The organism is Psychrobacter sp. NPDC078409 (assembly GCF_050268505.1).
Lineage (GTDB): Bacteria > Pseudomonadota > Gammaproteobacteria > Pseudomonadales > Moraxellaceae > Psychrobacter.
Genome location: NZ_JBNNGW010000006.1, coordinates 131,262 through 155,635 on the forward strand (window position 1 = coordinate 131,262; position 24,374 = coordinate 155,635).

At 44.3% G+C, this 24,374-nt stretch carries 18 protein-coding genes and 1 pseudogene; 13 read left to right on the forward strand and 6 right to left on the reverse strand.

The annotated features are described in order from the left end of the window. Positions 1–21 precede the first annotated feature (21 nt). The gene (locus ACQKC9_RS12395) at positions 22–1,098 is read right to left on the reverse strand and encodes an esterase/lipase family protein (protein ID WP_427622026.1); all 1,077 of its coding nucleotides are present in this window, start codon (positions 1,096–1,098) and stop codon (positions 22–24) included. A gap of 298 nt (positions 1,099–1,396) precedes the next feature. Between ACQKC9_RS12395 and map the strand changes: the two genes are divergently transcribed. After that, the gene (gene map / locus ACQKC9_RS12400; RefSeq protein ID WP_371548431.1) at positions 1,397–2,188 is read left to right on the forward strand and encodes a type I methionyl aminopeptidase; all 792 of its coding nucleotides are present in this window, start codon (positions 1,397–1,399) and stop codon (positions 2,186–2,188) included. A 239-nt stretch (positions 2,189–2,427) separates the two neighbouring features. Further along, entirely contained in the window at positions 2,428–5,184 is a 2,757-nt protein-coding gene (gene glnD / locus ACQKC9_RS12405; protein WP_427622028.1) for a [protein-PII] uridylyltransferase, read from the forward strand. A gap of 81 nt (positions 5,185–5,265) precedes the next feature. On the opposite strand, the gene ACQKC9_RS12410 is transcribed toward glnD, so the two are convergent. Then, positions 5,266–5,937 carry a hypothetical protein gene (locus tag ACQKC9_RS12410; protein WP_427622030.1) on the reverse strand — a complete coding sequence of 224 codons (672 nt, stop codon included), beginning with the start codon at positions 5,935–5,937 and terminating at the stop codon, positions 5,266–5,268. Positions 5,938–6,196: 259 nt separating this feature from the next. On the opposite strand from ACQKC9_RS12410, the gene dapC reads away from it, so the two are divergent. From dapC to ACQKC9_RS12450, 8 genes are all read left to right on the forward strand, one after another. Next, entirely contained in the window at positions 6,197–7,426 is a 1,230-nt protein-coding gene (gene dapC, locus ACQKC9_RS12415; RefSeq protein WP_427622031.1) for a succinyldiaminopimelate transaminase, read from the forward strand. A gap of 155 nt (positions 7,427–7,581) precedes the next feature. After that, positions 7,582–9,573, forward strand: a complete 1,992-nt coding sequence (locus tag ACQKC9_RS12420) for a DUF294 nucleotidyltransferase-like domain-containing protein (protein WP_427622032.1) — start codon at positions 7,582–7,584, stop codon at positions 9,571–9,573. A gap of 82 nt (positions 9,574–9,655) precedes the next feature. Beyond that, complete coding sequence (locus tag ACQKC9_RS12425; RefSeq protein ID WP_427622034.1) at positions 9,656–10,261, forward strand: 3'-5' exonuclease; 606 nt, start codon at positions 9,656–9,658, stop codon at positions 10,259–10,261. 323 nt (positions 10,262–10,584) lie between these two features. Continuing rightward, complete coding sequence (locus ACQKC9_RS12430; RefSeq protein WP_427622035.1) at positions 10,585–12,627, forward strand: D-alanyl-D-alanine carboxypeptidase/D-alanyl-D-alanine-endopeptidase; 2,043 nt, start codon at positions 10,585–10,587, stop codon at positions 12,625–12,627. 68 nt (positions 12,628–12,695) lie between these two features. Further along, positions 12,696–13,181: an ABZJ_00895 family protein gene (locus ACQKC9_RS12435; RefSeq protein ID WP_191114753.1), complete on the forward strand. Its 486-nt coding sequence runs from the start codon at positions 12,696–12,698 to the stop codon at positions 13,179–13,181. A 185-nt stretch (positions 13,182–13,366) separates the two neighbouring features. Next, positions 13,367–13,903, forward strand: a complete 537-nt coding sequence (locus ACQKC9_RS12440) for a DUF421 domain-containing protein (RefSeq protein ID WP_427622036.1) — start codon at positions 13,367–13,369, stop codon at positions 13,901–13,903. A gap of 85 nt (positions 13,904–13,988) precedes the next feature. After that, positions 13,989–14,477, forward strand: a complete 489-nt coding sequence (gene rlmH / locus ACQKC9_RS12445; protein WP_427622037.1) for a 23S rRNA (pseudouridine(1915)-N(3))-methyltransferase RlmH — start codon at positions 13,989–13,991, stop codon at positions 14,475–14,477. Between the two features lie 79 nt (positions 14,478–14,556). Beyond that, complete coding sequence (locus tag ACQKC9_RS12450; RefSeq protein WP_427622038.1) at positions 14,557–15,447, forward strand: DODA-type extradiol aromatic ring-opening family dioxygenase; 891 nt, start codon at positions 14,557–14,559, stop codon at positions 15,445–15,447. A gap of 29 nt (positions 15,448–15,476) precedes the next feature. Here ACQKC9_RS12450 and ACQKC9_RS12455 read toward each other — a convergent pair whose 3' ends face one another. Beyond that, positions 15,477–16,970: an amidase gene (locus ACQKC9_RS12455; protein WP_427622040.1), complete on the reverse strand. Its 1,494-nt coding sequence runs from the start codon at positions 16,968–16,970 to the stop codon at positions 15,477–15,479. A gap of 324 nt (positions 16,971–17,294) precedes the next feature. After that, complete coding sequence (locus ACQKC9_RS12460; protein ID WP_427622041.1) at positions 17,295–20,657, reverse strand: DNA translocase FtsK 4TM domain-containing protein; 3,363 nt, start codon at positions 20,655–20,657, stop codon at positions 17,295–17,297. A 547-nt stretch (positions 20,658–21,204) separates the two neighbouring features. Here ACQKC9_RS12460 and trxB point away from each other — a divergent pair. The 3 genes from trxB to ACQKC9_RS12475 are packed head-to-tail and all read left to right on the forward strand — an operon-like array spanning position 21,205 to position 23,499. Beyond that, positions 21,205–22,227, forward strand: coding sequence for a thioredoxin-disulfide reductase (gene trxB / locus ACQKC9_RS12465; protein ID WP_057758497.1), 1,023 nt, complete (start codon positions 21,205–21,207; stop codon positions 22,225–22,227). Next, complete coding sequence (gene aat / locus ACQKC9_RS12470; protein ID WP_427622043.1) at positions 22,228–23,034, forward strand: leucyl/phenylalanyl-tRNA--protein transferase; 807 nt, start codon at positions 22,228–22,230, stop codon at positions 23,032–23,034. It begins immediately after the preceding gene. Between the two features lie 30 nt (positions 23,035–23,064). Further along, positions 23,065–23,499: a MerR family transcriptional regulator gene (locus tag ACQKC9_RS12475; RefSeq protein ID WP_102078510.1), complete on the forward strand. Its 435-nt coding sequence runs from the start codon at positions 23,065–23,067 to the stop codon at positions 23,497–23,499. Between the two features lie 93 nt (positions 23,500–23,592). Here ACQKC9_RS12475 and rimI read toward each other — a convergent pair whose 3' ends face one another. Both rimI and ACQKC9_RS12485 read right to left on the reverse strand, forming a co-directional pair. Beyond that, a complete protein-coding gene (rimI, locus tag ACQKC9_RS12480; RefSeq protein ID WP_427622045.1) occupies positions 23,593–24,087 on the reverse strand; it encodes a ribosomal protein S18-alanine N-acetyltransferase in 495 nt (164 codons plus the stop codon). A 192-nt stretch (positions 24,088–24,279) separates the two neighbouring features. Beyond that, a pseudogene (locus ACQKC9_RS12485) lies at positions 24,280–24,374 on the reverse strand (elongation factor Tu); the annotation flags it as partial.

Below are 24,374 nucleotides of genomic sequence, written 5' to 3' on the forward strand. Positions count from 1 at the left end.
ATTCTTGTTTTGTAGTTCAGCTTATAGGTTGGCGTTTTTCAGACGGTTTACCTGAGTACGATAGATAGATTTTGGCTCAGACTCTCCCCATGCCGTCAGACCCAAGACTTGATCAGCGGAATCCAAATGGTTCATTCTATAATTATCACGAATCACATAGCCAAGACGACTTGAGCAAGCAGATACCAATCCATCATTAGACTCACCTGCAAACGGTACGCCCGTCGCGGCCAATAGATAATCGCTAGGATCAAGTGCGCTCGTTATTTGCCCAACGCCACTAAACGAATAGTATTTGATGCCATTGACCGCCGTACTAGTCGGTTGACCACAGTAGTTTTTGGGCATTGCTGCAGGAAATTTGGCATTGAACTTAGCAGCACCATCGGTCGATAGAGCCACGAGCGCTTGCCAGCCGTCTTGTTGTTGAATTTGATTGAAACTGATACCAGAACCAATATCTGTAAAGCCACCAATCAGATTAAACACACCTGATACTAGCTGGGTGGTGACATTAGATGGCTCTCCAGAAGTATTGTTTGGCTCAAGGACATTTTTCACAAAATCAGCGGTTTTTGATCCTTGCTCTGGGCTTGATACCGCAGTTACTGAAGCCACGTACTTTGGCGCGACGCCAGCGACATAACGGATATCTATACCGCCCTGACTGTGTCCAAATAAGTTGACTTTGGACTCACCTGAAATAGCAGCAATGGTCTTGACCTGTTGTAGCAGTTGCTCACCTCGAACTTCGCTGTTATTGACCGCTGACGTTTTGGTGGTATATACCTCTGATCCACCTTTCATCAAGTCTTCCGGTATCCCATTAAAATAATCAATGACTCCGAATAGCGTTGTGAAGCCGCCAAGCCCGTGTGCTAAGACGACTGGATATTGAGTTTTAGTGTAACTAGAAGTGAAGTATTTACTGTCCACCAACTTGCAACCGTTAGCATTGGCACAATTATAGTATTGTCCTGCAGCTTGAGCAGAAGTGGTTTGCATGGTCATTAGAAGCATACCAGCACTGATTGAACCCAGTATTGGTAAAAATGTCTTTGGTGTGAGAGCTGCACGAATGTACAAAGAAAGCGTCATAACAACATCCTTGTTATCATTGATTTGGTTATTTTTACTGCACAACTACAGTAAAAATTGCTGCTAATTCCATTAGCAGGCAAAATTACATTACTTATATATTCTGCAACATTCAACTAATTTGTCAAAATATGAATATATTAGTCTGACTAATGAGTCATATAAGCTCTCACCGTGCTGTAAAGCAATTATTATCAATGATAATGATAGGTTCACTATCACTTAACGTAAAAGTGTCATTAGTACGTTTATGGTATAATCTATCCACAATGAACCCATAATTATAAGATATACGATGATGACTAAAAAATCCCTTATCCAGTCTCCAGAAGCCATAGAAAAAATGCGTGTGGCCGGTAAACTCGCTAGTGATGTCCTTGTCATGCTCGACGAGCATGTCAAAGTGGGCGTCAGTACCGAAGCACTCAATCAGATCGCCCATGACTATATTGTTAATGTGCAACAGGCTATCCCTGCCCCACTTAACTATAATGGTTTTCCAAAATCTATCTGTACCTCAGTCAACCATGTTGTCTGTCACGGTATCCCAACTGAAAGCAAGCTGCTAAAAGATGGTGATATTATCAATATCGACGTGACTGTCATTAAAGACGGTTACTATGGCGACACCTCAAAAATGTGGATTGTCGGTAACGGCTCTATCATGGCACAGCGTATTTGCAAAGTGGCACAAGATGCTCTTTATGCGGGTATGAGTGTAGTTAAAAACGGTGCTCGTCTCGGTGATGTCGGCGCTGCTATTCAGGCTGTTGTCGAGCCTGAGCGCTTTAGTATCGTTCGCGAGTTCTGTGGTCATGGTATCAGTGATGAATTCCACCACGAGCCACAAGTCATGCACTATGGCAAAAAAGGCACTGGTTTTGAGCTAAAAACAGGTATGACGTTTACCATCGAGCCTATGATTAACCAAGGCACATGGCAGACTAAGATTCTGCCTGATGAATGGACGGCGATTACTAAAGACCGCAAATTGTCTGCTCAATGGGAGCACACCATGGTCGTAACAGATAATGGTTGTGAGGTATTTACCACTCGCCCCGAAGAAGATTTAAGTTTTTTGACGCAGTAGTACAATCAAAGATCGCTTAGGCGGTCTTTTTTTTGGTCTTTAATTAGGGCATATTGAGTATTGTGCTTATAGGCGCTTTGTCTTTATACTCAGATGACCTGATAACTTCTATTGATATATTTATCAGCACTTTTATTGATAATTGCTATTCGTGACTTTTATTAGCCATCAGCACATTAGTTGCTCAATAGCACTCAGCTCGAACGTTCTATTTCTAAACTCTTAACTGGATAACACTCATGTTTAATTGTGATATCGCCTCTGTTGATTTGACGCCTTTACCGATACTACCAAGTGAGGTGGCGACAGACTCATCCCCACTGTCAGCCAAAAATGTGACAGACAAGAATCTACTTGGCATTCCTGAATGGTTGGCCCAGATCAACGACGATATCAGCCGCTCACTAGAACGTGGCACCAATATTCGTCAGCTGGTTGCAGCACGTGCCTGCGCTATCGACAGCCTATTGATTGCGTTGTTCAAATGGTTTGAGTTAGATAAAACTGATTTGGCATTTTTTGCGACTGGTGGCTACGGGCGCGGTGAGCTATCTCTTTATTCAGACATCGATATTTTGCTCCTGTCTCCTGGTGAAATAGGTGCTGATGCTAGTAGTAAAATCGACAAACTGGTTGCTCTACTATGGGATATAGGACTAGAGCCTGCGCTCTCTGTACGTAGTGTTAATGATGCGCTAGAGGCCGCGCTTGACCATACGATTGCCAGTGCTCAGCTAGAGGCTCGACTCCTAATCGGCAACGAAGCATTGCAAGACATGCCCGCTCAAATCGTCAATAAACAGTGGTCTCCGCGCGCATTTTTTGATGTAAAAATGGAAGAATCCAAAGCGCGTTATTTGCAGCACAATGCCACCGAGTACAACCTTGAACCCAATATCAAAACAGCACCGGGCGGGCTACGTGATATCCATATCATCGGCTGGGTCACTAAGCGTTATTTTCGCGTGAGCAAGCTATATGATTTGGTGCAACAGAACTTTTTGACCGAAAAAGAGTTTGATGAGTTGAGCTTTGCCGAAGGGTATTTATGGCAGATTCGTCATTACTTACATGTACTGACGGGCCGTAATGAAAACAAGCTGTTATTTGATTATCAGCGCGAGATTGCTCAGTTAATGGGCTACGAGACCCAGCCTGACGACCAGCCTAACGCTGCGGTCGAACGGTTTATGCGCGACTACTATCGCTGTGCAATGCAGATATCAACGCTGTCTGAGATGCTGACCAATCATTATTATGAAACGATCATAGAGCCGCAGCTGCCTGACGATGAACGTCCAAAAAAACAGCCTATAAATGCACGGTTCAACCGTATTGGCAACCAGATTGCCATTGCGCATCATCGGGTTTTTGCACAGCACCCAGAGTCTATCTTAGAGATGTTTTTATTGATGGGTCAGCACGGCATCGACAAGGTTCGTACTCATACCTTACGCGCACTCAAAATTGCCGCACGCGGCATCGATCAGATATATAGAGACAACCCTACGCACAAAGCGCTGTTTTTATCGAATCTAAAAGAACAAAACTACCTGTTTCATCGTCTACGTACCATGAATCGCTATGGAGTATTGGGTAACTATATTCCTGCTTTTGCGCAAGTTACTGGCCTCATGCAATATGACTTGTTCCATCGTTATACAGTAGATGCGCATACCTTGTTTTTGATTAGAATTTTGCATCGATTTACAGATCCGGCCTTTCAAGAAGAGTTTCCGTTGGTCAGCTCTATCTTTCAGCGTATCGAGCGTAAAGAGATTTTGGTGCTGGCAGCGATGTTCCACGATATCGCTAAAGGCCGTGGCGGCGATCATAGTGAGCTTGGTCAAACAGAATCAATTGAGTTTTGCTTATCGCATGGTATGAGCTTGGCGGATGCGAACTTAGTAGGCTGGCTCACGCGCTATCACCTTCTTATGTCGATTACTGCACAGAAAAAAGATATCTCAGACCCTGAAGTAGTCACTATCTTCTCTGATCTCATCGGTAATGTGACTCATCTAAACCATCTGTATGTACTGACGGTGGCTGATATGAATGCGACCAACCCACAGCTATGGAACAGCTGGCGGGCAACCCTCATGAAACAGCTATACTCACAAACTCGGCGCATCTTGCGCGCTGATATCGATGCGCCCACCAATCGTCAAGATATGATTAGTGCCACACGTAAGCAAGCGTTGACGATGCTGGATAATGTCAATAACCAGCATATGAACCGTGATGAAGTATTGCGTCTATGGGATGACTTGGGCGATGAGTATTTCTTGCGAGAGATTGCAGAAGATATCTTATGGCATACCGAAGCTATTTTGAATCACCCACCGATTGGATTGGCTTCTAATGCTGACAGTCCACCATTGGTCGTTTTGCGCGAGCATCGCGAATTGGCGCTTGATGCGGTACAGGTCTTTGTTTACACCCAAGATCAGATGAACCTATTTGCTGTTACCATGGCCGTATTTGATCAGATGAATCTCGATGTTTTAGATGCACGTATTATCACAGCGACCCGTGACTTTGCTTTGGATTCTTATGTATTGCTAGATCCTAGTGGCACATTGCTGGTCGATGAAGACAGTCAACAAGAGCTAAAACAACGCTTAATTGACTCGTTCAAAGACCCTACTGTACTTAAACTGACGAACAAGCGTATGCCGCGTCAGTTAAAACACTTTGAAGTAAAAACGGTGATTAACTTCGAATTCAATGAAGCATCAGATCAGCACATCTTGAGCTTAGAAACGCTTGATCAGCCAGGGCTACTGGCGCGAGTTGGGCAAGTGTTTTTGCAAGAGCAAATCGAAGTACATGCTGCGCGTATTACCACTCTAGGTGAGCGTGCAGAGGATATGTTTTATATCAGTGACCAAAACGATAAGCCACTCTCACCTGATAGACTTGAAGCATTGAAGGCAGCGCTATTAGCGAGTCTTACCGTTCAGAAAGAGCATAATAGCGTAATATATTTTTGATACGGCTAGATAGTTTTGGTTAGCCATTATTTTGAATATTAACTAGCAAAAGTAGTCTGATAGTCATCATAGAAGTACGTTTTATAACGTACTTCTATAAGTTATCTCGCTGGCATGTTCGTTCAGTTCATCGTCAGCAAGCTCTGGCGGCAAAACACCTACTTCAGGTGGCTGCTGCTCCATGATTAAACGTCCAGCATCGACTTCTTTTTGTAGCAGACATTGCAAGCTTGCTAGGTGAAACTGTCCGTCTAAATAATCATCTAATGCTTCTAAAGAAATAGGCGACTTGGCATGCACGTCAGGATACAGGCTATCCTCTGCCAAAATAATCATTTCATTGAGCGCCTCTTCGCGCATCAGCTCGTCATTGTCTATTTTGCGTTGGAGTTTGTTTTCCAACTGGCCTTTAGCAGCAAGTGCGCTGACAAAAAATATGGTCTGTATTACAAACAAAGAAACGTATTGCCATAGCGGTAATGAGATACCGAATATATTATTAAGCAGCATCAAGGCCATTGCCACTACCACGTAGCCGACCAATTGCCACAACAGCCACATAATGAGGCTGTTTTCACCATACCAAAACATTTTCTTTTCTTGGCGCTCAATCAGTTGTTGGCGCGCTTGCCACCAGCTCTGTTCACGCTCTTTGAGCAGTTTATACAGGTTAGAACGCTCTAAGTTGTTATCAAGTTTTTCATTATTGATATCTTTAGCGATGAGATCACCATTATTTAGCACACTAGACATATCAGACTATCCTTAAAACGACCTAATACTCTTGTGAGTAATCATTTTTATGTTGTTATAGGTTATAAATAAAGAAAGTTTTGAAAGGCTTCTCGACGACTACCTATTTATTAGCCATAAATTGAATAGCTTATGTTCAGTAAAGGCAAATTCACGATATAAGAAGCAAAGGACAAAAAATTAGAGAAGTGCTACACTGCTCTAATGTAAATTTTCTTTATAACTTTATTATTAATTGTCTATTATAGTTATCACACTTATGAATCACAACTTAAAGCATCTGCACCCCTATCCGTTCGCAAAAATGGCAGCATTGCTTGCCGAGAGTAAGCCTGCCAACCGTTACAGTGAAATAAAGCTCGGTATCGGTGAGCCAAAACATGAGCCCCCTGCATTTGTGCTGGACGTCCTACGCGAAAACTTGGACAAAATAAGTCGTTATCCGACTACAAACGGTATGTTTGAGCTCCGTCAAACTATCGCCCACTGGCTAGAGAAGCGGTTTTTTCTAAATCATGTCGATGCCAATACTCAAGTATTACCAGTAATGGGCACACGTGAAGCGATTTTTAGCTTTGTACAAGCGGTCGTTGATCATGATGTAGCTGACACAGAGAGCAATGCTCCAGCGTCTAACACATCGCCTACGGTTGTCATGCCCAACCCGTTTTATCAGATATATGAAGGCGCAGCGATATTGGCACAGGCAACGCCTTACTTTGTCCCTTGTACATCAGATAATGACTACAAAGGTGACTATCGCGCGGTACCAAAAGACGTTTGGATGCGTACGCAGATATTGTTTGTCTGTAGTCCAAATAATCCAACAGGCTCCGTCATGACAATGGATGACTGGGAATACCTTATTCGCCTATCAGATCAGTACGGTTTTATTATTGCCAGTGACGAGTGTTATAGCGAGCTGTATTTTGATACAGCTCCTATTGGATTGCTCCAAGCCTGTGCAGCTCTTGGTCGCCGTGATTTCAAAAACTGCATCGTGTTCCACTCTTTATCTAAACGTTCAAACTTACCGGGTTTGCGCTCTGGATTTGTGGCTGGTGATGCCAAAATTTTGCAGGCTTATTTGCAATATCGTACTTACCAAGGTTGTGCGATGCCGATACCTCATCAGCTGGCCTCTATCGCTGCGTGGCAAGACGAAAAACACGTCGCTCATAATCGAGCGCTATATCAAGAAAAGTTTGCCCTATGGATGTCTGAGCTTGGCGAGTTGCTAGAGTTACGCATGCCTGATGCTGGGTTTTACTTCTGGGTCAAAGTGCCTGAGCAGTTCGATGGTAATGATGAAATCTTTGTCAAAGCGCTTTATGAGCAAGCCAATATTCATGCATTGGCAGGACGCTATTTATCACGTGAAGTTGATGGTCACAATCCTGGACAAGGTTATGTGCGTATCGCTCTGGTCGCGAGTGTCGATGAGAGCCGAGAAGCAATCAGTCGTATCCGCAAACTATTAGGTGCTTAGAGTCATTTTAGAAAGATTCTAATGTATCTGAGATAAATGCCGCAGTAGCAAAAAGCCTCCAATAACCACAATATAAATAGGGTTATTGGAGGCTTCTTGTTTTATTAATGCTATAGTAAAGTCTCTACCGAAAATATGCCATCAAGGATGATGCCATGCCCCATCTTGACTTTAGCCAACCACCCTTTGATGTACTGAGCTTAGCTGAGCGTCAAAGCATTAGGAAAAACACTCAAATACGCTACCTTGCCAAAAACGAAAGCTTGCCTGTAGAGGAACTGCAATATCTATATGTCGTCATAAAAGGGCAAATCGAGCAATCACTAGATGGTGATTTTGTCGCGTCCTATGTAGGTAGCAATCATGCTGACGGTCTGAACAATAATGATTGGTTTGATAGTCGCCGCCTGCCTGAGTCACTTGCCAAGGATAATCAGCTAGAGCCTGAAAGTACGTCCATACAGCCCTATCAATTCCGAGCCAATGAAGAGACGTTACTGCTCCAAGTCGCTGGCACCGCTATCGATAAAATCAGCGCGCAAAATTATTTGGTACGCCAAATGCTATCAGACAAACTACCTGAGCGATTAAAAGCATTGCGCCAACGACGTCATAACAAAACGCTAGATCCTGCTAGCTATACCAACCAACAAGAAGTACAGCAAATCATGCTGCAACCAGTGATAGATGTTCATCTGTTACCAGTGCATATTGTCGATGCCAATGATAGCTTGTACGAAGCGGCCAGTATCATGACCAAAGCTGGATTAAAACATGTGCTGGTCCGACCGCTACATAGCTTAGAGGGTTTAAATAAATTAGATGACTTACAACTAGATGATTTAGATGGCTCACAAACAGCGCAACATGAGACAGGATTGCTTTTAGGGATTTTGACCGACACTGATATTTGTCGCGCGGTGAGTGATAAACAAGATCCTGCTACTACTCCTTGCCAGCGCTATGCGAATTTTAATCTCCGTACAATCAAAGCCAGTGATGAGATTGGCGATGCGCTACTGACCATGACTCGCTATCGTATTCATAGACTGCCAGTCATTGATAAGAGTGGCGATGTCGTCGGTGTGCTTGGGCAAAGCGATATGCTTGCTCACATTGGCCATCATTCGCAGCTGATTAGTATTCAAATCGAACAGGCACAGGACTTATCGAGCCTAGATACCGCTGTTGAGCTGATCGGTCGCTATATTCGAGCACAGCATCACAATGGTGTCAAAATCGGCAATATCAGTCGTATGGTACAGACGCTAAATGCGCAGGTATTTACCAAACTATGGCAGCTAATCGTACCTGATGAGGTGATGGCCAATACCTGCCTTATCGTTATGGGTTCAGAAGGGCGCGGTGAGCAAATCATGCGTACCGATCAGGACAATGCGCTCATCATGCGTGATGGCTATACGCATCCTGACCTAGCACAGTTCGCTGATACTTTTAATAGCCATTTAGCAACGCTTGGCTATCCACTGTGTGATGGCAATATTATGATGACCAATCCTATGTGGCGACAACCGCTCAAGCAATTCACTGCGCAAATTGGCCTATGGTTTAGAAATTCAGATCCGATGCATGGTATTTACTTGTCTGCGATACTAGATGGTGAATACGTCTGCGGCGATGAGTCACTGCTTACTCAAGTACGTCAGCATTTAAAGCTTACTCATCAACAAGCAGACCCTATGTTTGTCAGGCAGTTTGCACGGGCAGCGCTACAGTTTGGCGATGTTAATCAATGGTGGCAAAAGTTTGCACCTTTACTAGGCGGTAAATCAGCATCATCTGATATTGACCTAAAAAAAGCCGGTATTTTTCCCTTGGTGCATGGTATCCGTACCTTAGCATTAGAAAATAATGTGCTCGACGTGCCTAGTACCAAGGCGCGTTTAAAGGCTTTGGTGCAGGTTGATGCTATGACCCAAGAGCGTGCCGATACTTTGCTTGAAGCCTTAGAGTTTTTTATGGCGCAGCGCTTATCTGTGGCCCTCTCAACCGACGATAAGCATGCACGGCAAGTAGATCCAACGACTTTGACTGCGCTTGAACGTGACCTACTCAAAGAGTGTCTGGCCGTGGTCAAAAGCTTTAAGAATCAATTGCGTCAACACTATCAACTAGAAATCACATAAATGTGGCAGTCTTAGTACAGAGGCTTCATAGATAGAAAAATTTTATAAATAAAAAAATAACATACATGAGTGAATGATTAATATGAGCTGGTTACAGCAGTTATCTTGCGCTTGGCAAAAGACGCAATTACAGCGTCCAAAGCTTGCCTCAATGTTTACGACACCTTCGGCTGAGCAGTGGGTGGCGATTGACTGCGAGATGACAGGATTGAACCCTAAAAAACATCACTTGCTGTCTGTAGCAGCGATACATATTAATGGCAATACCATCGACACGGGTAATGGCATGCATTTGGTTTGCAGACCTCCTGTCATGCCAGACCGCGACACCATTGTCATTCATGGCCTGCGTACCGCCGATGTTGAACATGGCATGAGTTACGATGACATGTTAGCCCTACTACTACCATTCATAGGTAATCGACCAATCGTTGGATTCTGCACACAGCTAGACATGGCTTTTTTGAATCCTTTGGTCAAACGATATATGGGAACGTCTCTACCAAACGAAGTCATAGACTTGCGGCACTTGTACAGTCGGCGTATCAGTGGACATACACAAGGGCTGTCTAGCCAAGCCCAACATCTGAATCGTATCCTAGCCCATTACAACATTCCTGAACTGGGCGCGCATGATGCTTATAACGATGCTGTCATGACTGCGATGGCTTTTTTGCATGTGCGTTAGCAATAGAACATGCTCTCAGTTCAATCGATAGTTAGAGTTAGTTATCTAAATAAGGGCGTCGTTATTGCAAGGGCGTGTCCTCATTTTGAAAATAGTGATAAAAATGAGATAAATGGCAGCCAAATAAGGAAAGGAGTACAGATAATATCGAGATATTAGCCAGCTACTTGACGCAGTTTGGCAAGGATTTAGCCATTTTTAGCCCATTTAAATTTTATTGTTCAGGTTGATGACACGCCCTGAAATTGTACTGCTGACATCGTGTGCGAAAACAGCAACTCATGTTACCATAGGCTGTTTTTGCCACCTGATGAAAGATGCTCATGCGATACCCTTCTAAACGCCGTCATTACTCTACTGCTGCAACCAAAATCACCACGCTTTGTCGTCATTTGCGACCGCTGAACCAACCTAGTAAACGTCTATCTAGGTTAGCGTTATTGGCAGCATTTATAGTAGCGCCAATACATGCACAAGCCATGTTGCCAGCAGCTATTCAAAAAGCTTTGGCGCGTGCCGACCTAACAGAAGCGGATATCAGCATCGTGATTACACCTGTGGGTGACAAGGCTGCCAGCCGTCTGCCTGCTCCTATTCAAGTCATTGATAGTGATGAATCTGACAGCCAATCTGTATCTACTATAGTATCTGAACACCCAGTTACGAACGCCTCTACGGATACAAGTACCAGCGACCCGAGCCACCAGAGCGCGTTAATTGCCATAGAGCAGCGCACCATTGAGAAGCACGAGCAAAAAATACATGCTTACACAGATGACCCTTATACTTATCAGAGCGTAGAGAGCATTCCAACGGTTATCCCTGACGAACCTCAGCATACACTTGATCAGAATGCCAAAGCCCAAGACACGGCTAGCAATAATAAAGATTCTATAAAGATTTCATTTTCGCCTTTGCTGGATCACCAGTCTGACATCCCTCGTACGCCTGCCAGCACCATGAAACTCGTGCCTAGCTTTATCGCTTTGGACACTTTAGGGGCCGATTTCGTGTGGCATACACGGGTGTATCACACAGGTATTGTCATCGGCAACCGTCTACATGGTGACTTGATTATTCAAGGTAGTGGCGACCCAAAAATGACCCACGAGCGCTTGAAGCAGTTACTGTATAAAGTGCAAGCATCCGGTATTCGTCATATCGATGGTGACATCATCATCGACAGCGCTGTTTTTAATAATGTTAGTAAAGATCCTGCCGCCTTCGACAACTCACCGCTACGTCCCTATAACGCCAGCCCAGATGGGTTTTTGGTTAATTTTAGCACCATTGGTATCAAAACTTACCCTCAAAATAATGGTCAAGCAAGTGTGACCTATAAGCCGCGGTTAGCAGACTATCAGCTGCCTGCTACAATCAATACCCGTGCAGCCAGTTGTGGGCAAGCAAGCTATAGCCTAGCGCCGCAGTGGCAAAACACGCAGCTCGTATTAAATGCCAGTCTGCCAGAGAGCTGCAGCGAGCATGTCTTTTACATAGCATATCCCAATGCCAAAGAGTTTGCGGCACACGTCATCGCTGCCAAATGGCAAGCGTTGGGGAATACTTTGAGTGGGCAGGTAATCTCGCAAGAAACCCCTTACGAGATTACCAAGACCACGAAACGAGCGCACGGGCTTACGGCTATCGCGATGTCGCCTCTACCTATGGTCAGCTATCCGTCGTTGAATTTAACCGAGCAGATTCATGACATTAACCACTTCTCAAACAATGTCATGGCTGAGCAAGTGGCGCTATCTATAGGCGCTTACGATAAAGGAAGGCTGACTCATCCAATACCTTCTAGCACAACTGCGACTAGTCCAAGCAGTCATGAAGCCAGTGCTAGTAATGAGATAGATAACAAAGTAGCGGCTGATAAATCTAATGGCAAAAAGGCTGATAGCTTATATCAATTTGGTAAACCTGCTACGACAGACTATCCAGCAGCCTTACAAACCATCAATCGATGGTGGCAAACCAATCTCAGTACGCCACCGCCACATTTGACCAATGGCTCAGGACTTTGCCGTGAGTGTACTATCACCGCCGCCAACCTAAGCGAGCTACTGACTTATGCTTATAGTCGACCAAATTTTGATGCCTATGTCGACTCGTTAGGGGTCGCTGGGGTTAGTGGCACTATTGCCGCTCATAGCGATCGCTTGCCTGAATCTGCAGCCACTGGCCGCGCATGGATAAAAACTGGCACGTTAAATAACGTCACTTCAATGGCAGGTTACGTCAAAGGGCTGTCAGGGCAAGATTATGTTGTCGTCGGCATAATCAATACTGATCAAGCATTAAATCCTTATGCAGCAAGGCCTGTGTTAGATGCCATGCTTGACTGGACAGCACAGCGTTGATACTTAATTAATGCTTTAAGTCGACTTATTATCAATACTCTATTTTTTACCTTTATAAAGGTTAGCTTATGTCACGCCAGACAACCAGTCTCAACAAACCCCAGACGCTTATACAAGTGCAGCCCAAACTGGCTCGATATGTCGGTTTTTTTGCGATTGGATACACGCTCGCCAGTACCATATTTATGATGATACAGACCAAGCTTGCGCTCAATCCACAACTGGTCATGGTGGTTTCTATTATCGTAGGTGCCTATATCGCTGTCAGTAAATTCATCAAACATCAGAAGCGAGCATTAGCGCGAGATGAGATTAATAAATTGATGTTTGGTGGGGTTGTAATTGTCTGGATGCTGACTGTTATTTATTTTTCAGCTATCTGGTTTTGGCTGTTTGATACGATAAGCCGTGAGGTATTGTTTGAGATGGCGATGCAACGTCCACTGCCCCTGCTTTCGTCTTTAATGCTGATGCTGGTCCTCACTCTAGTCAGTGCGCGAATCAGTCTATGGTCTATCAATAGACTATTAGACCCTATACGCAAATCAACGTAAGTACAAACCATCATCTAAAAGGTGCTACAAAGTTTTCCCCTGCTAATGCGTAAAATCCGTTAGGCTAAGTTTAAGGCGTGTCATTATTTTAAGAATAGTACTAAAAATGAGACACAGTAAGACGCGCCCTAGTAAGTAAAGTTTTAGCGATGACTTGTTTTACCTTTATAATAGGAGCGAACATTATGGACATGATCTTTTTTGACAACATAGACAAGCTTGGTCGTATTGTTTTAACGACTGTTATGGTTTACGTGTTGATCGTGACAGTCACCAAAGTCTCTGGCAAACGCTCAACATCGCAGCTTAACAACTTCGATTGGATCGTTACGGTCATGATCGGCTCGTTGGGTGCCAGTACAATTTTGCTCAAAGACATTCCCTTTGTTGAAGGGGTTTCGTCTATTTTAGTATTGTACCTATTGCAATTTGTGGTGACCAAATATGCGTCTGTTTCACCGCAATTTAGTAACTTTATTTTATCAGAGCCGCGTATCGTTTTTTATCAGGGGCAGTTTTTGCCAGATGCCATGCGTGATGAGCGCTTGACGCGTCAAGAAATCGAATGTGCCATGCGTACTGAAGGGATCAATAGCTTTGATGATGTCGAAGCCATTGTCTTTGAGTCTGACGCAAAGCTGACTGTCATTCCAAAGCCAAGCCAAGCGGACGATCAAAGCGCAAGTAGCAACGTATCAGAGACGATTAACCCTCTGATGTAAATTGCAGACAATAAAGAACGAACGATACAACTATTAAGAACACGCTCTAGTAAGCTTGAATTTAATTATCGAGATGGTAAGCATTATGAAAGTAAGGATTTTGACCGTTGGCAATAAAATGCCTAGCTGGGTACAGACGGGTTTTGACGAATATTACAAACGCATTCAGCCCATGCTGAGTACAGAAATTGTCGAAATTGCGGCAGCCAAGCGGGCAAAAAACCCTTCAGATGCCAATTTGGCACAGTACCGTGAGCAAGAAGGTCAAGCTATATTAGCCGCTCATAATGCATCAAGCCGAGAGCAATTGTGGGTATTAGATGTCAAAGGCAAGATGATTTCGACCGAAGGACTGGCTGATAAGCTCGCAGATGGCATGCAACAAGGCGATGATATTGCCTTGGTCATCGGCGGCGCAGATGGCGTCTCACCAGCAGTATTGGCAAAGGCCGATGCAAAATTATCACTCTCAGCACTGACATTGCCGCATCCGCTAGTACGCGTCGTACTTATGGAGCAATTGTATCGCGCGATGAGTATCAATAATAATCATCCTTATCACCGTGGTAATTAAATACTAAGCTATTTCTTTAATTTAAAACATCAGTCACAGAATAGATTGAAAAACTGGCGCACGCCCTAATAAATGCAACATGAAATATCCAAAACGTGCGACACCCAACGCCTCTAAGTCCTCTCATCAACGTGATGACCATCATAGTGTGCAGACGCCTATCACAGCGGCTGCCGCATGGGAAAATACGTCTGATGTAGCGACGAATACATCTAAGCTACCAGCGCTCTTTATTTCGCATGGCGCGCCTACGCTTGCGATTGAGCAGTCTGCGACGACCAGTGCATTGGCACGTATTGGTCAAAACCTACCTAAGCCACGTGCCATTGTCATTATGTCAGCGCATTGGCAGTCAGCAAAGCTAGAGATTAGCAGCAATCCACAGCCAAAGACGTGGCATGACTTTTCAGGATTTTCGCCTGAACTTTACGACATTCAGTATCCTGCTACAGGCCAACCAGCGCTTGCTGAGACACTTGCTCAGCAGCTGACCGCACGTGGCATTACTTGTAGTGTCAATCCAGTACGTGCCTGTGATCATGGTGTGTGGGCGCCGCTTAGACATCTGTATCCAGAAGCCGATGTACCTATCGTACAGATATCACTGCCGCAGCATTATGACAGTATTGCCTGCTATCAGTTAGGCGCGCAATTAGCGCATCTACGTAATGAGCAAATCCTCGTCATTGGCTCAGGTAACATTACGCATAACTTACAAGCATTGCGCTGGGAAGCTGACAGCATCGATCAAGCAGCCAAAGCATTTAAGCAGTGGTTGTTGCAGCAGCTCAAAATAGACATTCCCACGGCACTCGATTGGCAGCAATACCCAGACTACAAGGACATTCATCCAAGTGATGAGCACTTGCTACCACTGTTTTTTGCATTGGGTACTGGTCAGCGCGTCTCTGTCGTTCATCAAAGTATGGCACATCATAGTTTGGGTATGGATATCTACCGCTTTGATTGAGTGTTATCAATCCAAACTATAGCTTAACTCTACTTCTCAAAAGCGTGTTTGGTAAATAAACCAGCGCGCTCCATCTCGCCCGCCACACTGAATAGTGTCACTTCATCATTCATGCGCCCGATTAACTGCATACCAATCGGTAGGCCTTTTTTGCTCATACCTACGGGTATTGACATCGCGGGCAACCCTGTAACATTACCCAATAACGTAAAGCCCATCTTACCTAATACAGGGGCACTGAGCTTTTCTATCATGCCTGAGCTAAAGGCATATCTCCCCATATTAAAGCCCTTGTTAAGCACCTCGGCGCTACGCATCATCATCTCATCTATACGACTCGGCGGTAGCACACCATGCTTTACCGCAGGCGTGGGTACAGTCGGGCACAAAATCATATCGTAGTCTTCTAGCAATAGACCCGTCTGATACTGACTATGATGCCAGCCATGTTTGGCATGTGCCAAATCAACCGCTGATAATGAGCGCCCAAGCAGTGCCATATTATAAGTTTGCGGCTCTAGGTTTTTGACGTGGTCAACCCCAAACTCACGCTCGATATTATCAATCGTAAAAGCCGTATGCGCGCAGACCACAACGATAAAGTCATGCCAAAACTGATCGATATTGATGTTTGGCTCGGCTGGTACTACTTCATGACCCATAGACTCTAATTGCTTAGCCGTTTGATCAAGTACCGCCAGCACCTCTTTGTCCACTGTCGTATTGGCTATCAAAGGCTGCTGATGCAAAGCAATTTTTAGCTTTCGCGGTGCACGCATTGCCGCTTGCAAAAAAGTACCGTCTGGCGGAGCTATAACGTAAGGGGCGCCAATCTCTGCTCCGCTAGTGGCATCTAGCATCGCCGCACTATCGCGCACTGAACGCGTAATCACATGGTCAGCCACGGCCCCCTCCCAGCCTTCACCAAGATTAGGGCCCATTGGATTACGTCCGCGGCTTGGCTTTAACCCAAACGTACCGCACCAAGCAGATGGAAAACGTATCGACCCGCCACCATCACCGCCGCCTGCCATCGGGACAATACCGCTCGCAACTGCTGCTGCACTACCACCTGACGAGCCGCCAGAACTGTAGCCTTTTTTAAAAGGATTGTGAGTAGCACCATGCGCCTTTGGCTCAGTAGTGATAATCAGACCAAACTCAGGCGTGTTGGTCTTACCGAAGGTATTAACACCTGTCGCCTTCATCCGTTTGACTATTTCGCTGTCTTTTTCCGAAATGATGTTGACGCTGCGACTGCCCATCGTAATCGGCTCGTCGGCGAAACTAAATGACAAATCTTTTAGCAAATACGGTACGCCAGTAAATATACCTGAAGGCAACCCTGCCTGCGCGGCGTTGTAAGCGCGCTCATCAAATCGATGTACAATGGCATTTAGCTTAGGATTGATTTGATTGGCTTGATGGACAGCAGCGTCTAGCAATTCCTTTGCACTGACCTCACCTGAATTGACCAATGCCGCTAAGGCGAGCCCATCATACTGAGTATATTCTTTAAACATAACTGACCTTCCTTGGAGAGTAATTTTATTAAGACTATGTCGCACGCATACTTTCTAAAACTAATGATCATTTTTTCATAAACTCTTGTCAGTTTAGTATAAAAAACCGTGCCTGATATTTGATAAACGGACTCGTTAGTCATCTGGTCGATTTCGTCAACTAATGAACCAGTATGCGAATCTACTCTACACGCCCTAGAACGTATTCAATAGTAAAAGCTTATTTCTAAACATACAATTTACGAAAGCATTATTAAGTTTCTTCCATAAAAAAAACGAGCCATTCTCATGACTCGCTTTTCGTTATCAACTTAATAATTAATCCTACATTAATAGTTCACGCTTGCCACTTTTGCCCATCGAGCTAACCAATCCAGCTTCTTCCATAGAATCGACAATACGCGCGGCACGGTTATAGCCGATGCTAAATTTACGCTGAATGCTTGAGGCAGACACCTTACGTGTTTCCATGATAAAGGCCACGGCATCATTATATAAATCATCATCTTCACCAGAGGCATTGGCTGTACTACCACCGCCTGGGCTAGACAATTCAAAATTGCCTGCCATATTATCAATATAGTCAGGAGCACCGCGCTCACGCCACGCATCACAGACACGGTTAACTTCTTCGTCACTGACATAAGCACCATGTACACGATCTGGCTCAATTTGCCCTGGTCCCAAGAATAACATGTCACCGTTACCCAGCATGTCCTCAGCACCGCCACTATCTAGAATCGTACGTGAATCGACTTTTGAGTTGACTCTTAGTGCTGCACGCACTGGGATGTTTGCTTTAATCAAACCTGTAATAACATCGACTGATGGACGCTGAGTTGCTAGCATTAAGTGAATACCCGCAGCACGTGATTTTTGCGCTAAACGTGTGATGAGCTCTTCGGCTTGTTTACCGACCTGCATAATCATATCGGCGAACTCATCCGCGACAATGACAATCATTGGTAGTGTTTTTAGCTTAGGTGCTTGGCTAATACTTACGCTGTCATTTGGGCGCCATAAAGGATCAAGCATGGGATTGCCTGATTTCTCCGCCGCGATGACTTTCTTATTAAACTCATTGAGCTTACGAACCTTTAGCAAACTCATCAGCTGATAGCGACGTTCCATCTCGGCCACACACCATGACAAGCTACTAGCCGCTTCCGTCATATCGGTAACCACTGGCGTTAACAAATGCGGAATATCATTGTAGTTAGCAAGCTCTAACTGCTTTGGATCAATCAAAATAAGACGCAGCTCATTGGGTGTATATTTGAGTAGCATCGATAATAACATCGAGTTGACCAATACTGATTTACCAGAGCCTGTGGTACCAGCGACTAGCATATGCGGTGCACGTGCAAGATCGGTAATGATTGGGTTACCACCGATGTCTTTACCCATTGCCATGCTAATCTGCGCTTTAGGGTCTTTGAACGTTTCGGTGTTGAGTAATTCAATCAAACGTACCATTTCACGTTTCTTGTTAGGCACTTCGATACCGATGTACGGTTTGCCCGGAATCACTTCGACCACACGCAAAGATGCCATCGATAGTGAACGCGCTAAATCACGCGAGATACCTGTAACTTTACTAGCCTTCACACCAGCAGCCAGCTCCACTTCAAAACGGGTGACGACAGGGCCTGGGATAGCATTAACCACAGAGGCTTTTACATTAAATTCTTGAAGCTTAATTTCTAATAACTCAGACAGTTTTTCAAGCTCAGCCACAGTATAGCTAGGCTTGCGGTCAGGATCGGGCTTATCCAATATAGACACTTCTGGAATAGGTGTTAGACTGCTGCGATAAGCTGCTGTTTGCATCGAGCGTGATTTCTGACTGAAGGCTGCGTCATCACTAATATGCGGCATGACAGGTACATTGGTGTCGTCATCACTGTCATCCTCTGGCATCATATCAGTGATATGGTTGCTGCTATCGCCTTCTGGGACAGCAAAACTAACAGATGGTTGCACGGGCGCTTTGGGATCAGGCTGTACATTTGAGACTGGGCTGGTCGCTTCAACCGTTGGCGCTGCTTTTGGATTGGCAGGAGGCGTATTGGTTGGTGTCATGTCTGACACATCTGACAATGCAGGCTCAGTCTCTACTGTTACCGGAGCGACTTCAGGCTCAGAGACTGCTGCTGCTTTTTCAGTCTGTGGCAACTCTACAGGCGTATCAAACGGCTGATTGGCTGAATCCTGTACAAAACTAATAGGCTCTTCTACGATAGGTTCTGGCGTCTTTTCTTGTACTACTGGCTCAGCTACGACAGTTTCCCGAACAGGCTTAGAGTATTCAGACGTTTCTACAACAGATTCTGTAGGTTCTGATATGTCAGCATGCTCTGCCAACCATGCTTCTGCTAATTTATCTACTTCCGCAGTCTCATTTGTCGTAGAGATTTTAGGCTCAGCAGGTTCAATGACTGGCTGACTGGCTAAATTATTACTCACTGACTCATCAACTGATGACTGAGCTAGTGATTCTTTATCATGTATATCTGGTTGAGCAACCGCTTCCATCGTTGTAGTGGTCACAGTAGCAGGCACTGATTTCTCTAACGATGCTGTGGTACTAGTACCCGTTTGGGAATAGTTGGGTACAGGCATAGCGGAACTGCCCATACTATTGGCGCTGTAAGCCATTTGCTCACTTGCTAGTAAATCATCGACCGTACTGGCATCATTCCACGCAAAGCTTGGCTCAACTTTGCGAGCAATAGGTGCAGTCAAGTTTGAAACTAATGGCTGAACTGTATGGTTGGCCGTATTATCAGTAGAGCTATTAAGCGAGCCTGTATCGCTATCTACCTGCTCACCTTTTGAGCTATTAGGTGTCGCCGCTGCTTTTGCTGCGATGACAGAGGCTTTGACACTATCTGCCAATCCTGATGTTGCCAAAAAGTCTGACAATACACTACCGAAACGTCCGCTACTGCTGACGTCTTGAGTACCGCTAGTATTTTCCGCAGACTGTAACTCAAGTGGCAGTTGCTCATGCTCTACTTTTTTATCTAACGATTCATCTAAGTTCTGGCTATTATCTTGTGATGTACTACTCGGTTCAGTAGCGTCGATAGCATCCTGACTTTTTACACCTGAACCAAGCCACGACAGCGCCCGAACCTTTTGATATATCGTCATCCAATGGATATTAAAGGCAAACGTAGCGGTAATCACAACGAATACTGCTAAGAAAACCACACTCCCCCACTGAGATAGTAGCTGTGCCAAACGCGCTTGTAGTTCTAGCCCGATGATACCACCAGCGACACCTTCGAGGCCGATTGCGTCAGGGTTTGTGACTTGCTGAACTAGAGAGACCAATTGTGCAAATAATGCGCTAGCACTTAATAGCAAAAACACATAAGCGACCAATCGCATGAGCCAAAACGTTGGCTTGTTTTCCCACCAAATTAGAATAGATTCGTAAACCACGAATGCCAAAAACCACCAAGCACCAAACCCAAAAAAGCTATAAAGCAAATCGGACAACCATGCGCCTGCCTCGCCGCCCATATTATTAATCGTGGTCATATCACTACTGATGTGCGACCAGCTAGGATCGTTGCCTGTATAGGTCATCAAAATGACAAACAGATAAACGGCCAGTATTAACCCAAGGAGGGTAAACATTCCCTTTTTTAAATACTCAATAAGCGGTGCTGATATCACGTAAGATCTGCCTTGTTATTAATACTAAATGGTCGCCAATGCATGACTAAGCCTAATCATGCTGACATAAAGTGTTGACATAAATGTACCGCGCGAAGTGTTTGTTTGGCATGTGCCGATCATAGAGCCTTAAAACAACCGTTATCGCTTGGCTCCTACTACACTTGGCATAACTTCTTATAATAACAAATACATAGGTGCAGTGGCGACAGTCTTATCAAGAAAGCGTGTAAGAAAGTAAATCAATAGACACTTTGTGCAAGAAAACAGTTGGTTAGCGAAACACGAGTGGCAAAATATAACTAGCTGTATTGCCTAAATTCTATAAAATAGTCTCTGTTTTCACAGTTATGTTCCAAAGTTATTTATTCTTTAATTCTAATGATACCTGTGTTTGTTTTAGCAAACTTGCACTTTGTGCGCTGTGCCCTTATGTTATTATCACACAGCAATTAGAAGAAGCATATTCGTAGTCATTTTTGATATTCGTCTTTTATTATATTTATAACTTACATTTTTAATTCGTATATTTAGCAAGGAACAACTCATGGCAACTGACACTACTGCTCCACGTCACGAAAAGCTCATTATTTTAGGCTCAGGCCCTGCTGGCTACTCTGCAGCAGTTTATGCAGCACGCGCTAACCTTAAGCCAGTTATGGTTACTGGTATGGAAGTCGGTGGACAATTAACCACCACTACCGAAGTCGACAACTGGCCAGGCGATGCGCATGATTTGACAGGTCCTGCATTGATGGAACGTATGAAGGCACATGCTGAGCGTTTCGGTACTGAACTGGTCTACGATCACATCAACGAAGTAAACCTAAACGAGCGTCCTTTTCAACTGACAGGTAACAACGGTAGCTATACTTGTGACGCGCTCATTATCTCAACTGGTGCCTCTGCACAGTACTTGGGACTAGAATCAGAGACCAAATTTAGAGGGCTTGGTGTATCAGCCTGCGCTACTTGTGATGGTTTCTTTTATAAGAACCAAAAAGTTGCGGTAATTGGTGGTGGTAATACAGCAGTTGAAGAAGCTTTGTACTTATCTAATATTGCGTCTGAAGTGACCTTAGTGCATCGCCGTGACAGCTTACGCTCTGAAAAAATCTTGCAAGACAAGCTGTTTGAAAAAGCCAAAAATGGTAATGTCAAAATCGAATGGAACCATCAAGTAAAAGAAGTAGTCGGTGATGACATGGGCGTCAATGGCGTCGTTATCGAATCGATGATTGATGGCAGCACCAAACAACTAGATACAATGGGTATGTTCGTCGCTATTGGTCATAAGCCAAATACTGACTTGTTCAAAGGTCAATTGGACATGAAGGATGGCTACCTGATCGTTAATAGTGGCTTGAATGGTAATGCCACTCAGACCAGTATCGAAGGGGTGTTTGCCGCAGGTGACGTAGCCGATCACGTTTACCGTCAAGCCATCACTTCTGCTGGCACTGGCTGTATGGCTGCGCTAGATGCTGAAAAGTACTTGGATGCACTAGGCGAAACCGTCGCTCGTGACCACACTTACGATTCAACACTAACTGCAGATAAAGAAGCCTAAATGGGCGACTTTACTCAACAGCACGGTAAACACATTACGCCTGAGACTTTAAAAAGTCTTGGGCGTTATGACTTTCCCGATCCTATTTCTATCGATCCTGATGGCATTGGCATCGTCGCTATGGGTGGTGACCTAGCACCTGAAACGCTGATATCAGCCTACGCTCAGGGGCTGTTTCCTTGGTTTAACGAAGATGAGCCTATTGCTTGGTGGTGCCCTGAGCCGCGTTGTGTGATCGTCCCCTCTGACTATCAACCGAGTAAGTCTCTACGTAAGCAAGCAAATCGCGAACGTTGGCAAGTGACGCTCAATCAAGCTTTTGACGATGTCATACATGCCTGTAGCTTACCGCGCAGTGATGGCCTTAATGACAATCATCCCGAAGGTGAGCATACTTGGATTCATGATGAGATGATTGAGGCTTATACCGAACTACACGCGCAAGGATTTGCCCATAGTATCGAGGTCTGGGATGAGACAGGGTCACTTGTTGGTGGATTATATGGGTTAAAAATAGGCAATATCTATTTTGGTGAATCGATGTTTCACCGTGCGTCCAACGCCTCAAAGCTCGCCTTTTGGGGCTTAATGCGGTTGTGTGAGCAAAGTGATGTCGCACTCGTTGACTGTCAGCTAACGAACGATCATTTGATGAGCTTGGGTGCGACTACTTTACCGCGTGCTGATTTCCTAGCTCAGTTAGACAACTTAATAGGCAGCCAGTCTGTGCCATGGCAAAAGCACTCTCATAAACCGTTATCCGTATCGCTACTGGATAGCGAATCGCCGTGGCAACTAGAGTTATGATTATCATAGCGAAAAAAATAAGAGGTTATTATGGCACTTGATACATCGTTTCTATTGATTGGAGAGCTAGCAGCAAAGGCCAATACGACCAAAGATACGGTTCGCCATTACGAGCAATTGGGCCTGCTAAAATCTCGCAAGCGTCAGGCAGGTTCACGTTTATATACCGAATTTCATCCAGAGTGTATCGAACGCATAGAGCTGATCAAAAGCGCTCAAGCTATTGGTTTTACGCTTACTGAAATCAAAAACAGTCTAAATGATTATTATGATGGTCACTTGGATATTGATTCGCAGCTCATACTCACTCAGCAAAAATTAGAACAGGTTAAAAAACAGCAAGCCAATATTAGCATAATGGTGGAGTTACTGAGCGAACGCTTGGATATTTTAGGTCGAATGAAAGCAGATAGTGATTATCAGCTTGACGTAGAAGTCTGTAAAAAGAAAATTCCTTTGCAATAAAGTTTAAACCTTAGTTAATTCTGTTTTTGTATCGTAGTCATTAAAGCTACCTTAACTACAATCACTTACTTTTATTAAGCTTTATTTTCTTCATTAAATATAAGTATGCTGCATGATTAATGCATCGACTGCTGGTTTATGTGGCACTTTATAATAGCCTTTGCGTCTATGAATAATATTGAATGCCTGTTGCTCGTATAACGCTATCGCCGCTGTGTTGTCTGCACGTACTTCTAACAAAAGACTCTCTACCTGATTAAGCTGTAACAGCTCATGCAGCCTATTCAATATCTGTGAAGCAATGCCTTGGCGTTGGTACTTTGGATCAGTTCCGATACGTAACACCTCTGCTTGCTCAAAAGTTGTTTGATATAAGCAATAGCCAACTATCTCACGGTAAGAAGTACTCTCTTCTTCGATTTGATCGTAAGCAGTCAATAGACGAATACTGACCTGCTCAAGCAACTCAGTCAATGTTTTCTGATTCCAAGCATCATCTGGTTGCACCATTGCTTCTATATTGGCAACAGTTTGAATAACGTTTTCGAGTTCTACTGCATTCGTTGGTAGTGCTTCTATCACAAACATGACGTTCCTTTTACATGATTATTATTAGGCTGTTTTTATTATTATATTATGCTTAGATGATATATGTAGAGCTTGCCATACATTCATGTAGACTCGTAGTTATACAATCAATATTTATCAATAAAAAAAGGCCACCCTAGATAGGATGGCCTTTTTTATGACTAATTCATAAGCTCATTACTGAGACTTATATTAGTTCAATACGTTAGCAACAACACCAGCGCCTACAGTACGGCCGCCTTCACGAATAGCGAAGCGAAGACCTTTGTCCATAGCGATTGGGTGGA